Raw genomic sequence first — 776 nt, 5'->3', positions numbered from 1 at the left:
TATTGCTTGATCGAATTTTTAAACAACTCAGCGTGGCGCTCGGCCCTCACTGTGGGATGCGCATTTTACACATCCAATCTGCTGAAGCAAGTGCTTTTTTGCAGACTTTCTTGAAGCTCTAAACCGTTACAAATCAACGCTTTCCGATGCTTCGGTTACCCTTGGGTAACCCCGAGAAGGACGCGCATTATATGGCGCCAGTCTCATTTGGCAAGCTCTTTTTGAGAACTTTTTTCAGGGCTGGAAATCGGCGAATAGTCGACCTGATTCTCAGCGCTGAAGGACTGCCTGGAGTCCCGATCGGCGTTACAAAATGAACGCTCTCACTTATATGAAAAAGGCCCAGCCGCGTAAGCGACTGGGCCTTTGGAATAGAAGCCTGACGATGACCTACTCTCACATGGCGAAACACCACACTACCATCGGCGATACTGCGTTTCACTTCTGAGTTCGGCAAGGGATCAGGTGGTTCCACAGTTCTATGGTCGTCAGGCAAACTGGCTTGGGTTGGCGTGGTCTTATGAGCTCTGTGCTCGGCGCTGCCGTTTGATTGTCCGTTTGCCACTGCTTTCGCAGTTAACAATCAACCCAAATAAGTCGGTGAAACATTCTGTAGTAATACACCGCAAGTCGATGCTCTTTCGAGCTCTTGCGTGCCTCTCGATTGGACACAATCCAAATCGTTAGTAGCCATCTCTGTTGTATGGTCAAGCCGCACGGGCAATTAGTACTGGTTAGCTCAACGCCTCACAACGCTTCCACACCCAGCCTATCAA

Annotated in this window: 1 rRNA gene; it reads right to left on the bottom strand. The window is 49.6% G+C overall.

The window, feature by feature from the left end:
- Positions 1-377: 377 nt before the first annotated feature.
- A 5S ribosomal RNA gene (gene rrf, locus LC059_RS17905) occupies positions 378-493 on the bottom strand.
- Between the last annotated feature and the right edge of the window lie 283 nt (positions 494-776).

The sequence above is a fragment of the Microbulbifer elongatus genome (assembly GCF_020524885.1).
In the GTDB taxonomy this organism is placed as follows: domain Bacteria; phylum Pseudomonadota; class Gammaproteobacteria; order Pseudomonadales; family Cellvibrionaceae; genus Microbulbifer; species Microbulbifer elongatus_A.
The sequence above is the reverse complement of the archived record's forward strand: the minus strand, read 5'-3'. Positions and strand labels throughout refer to the sequence as shown.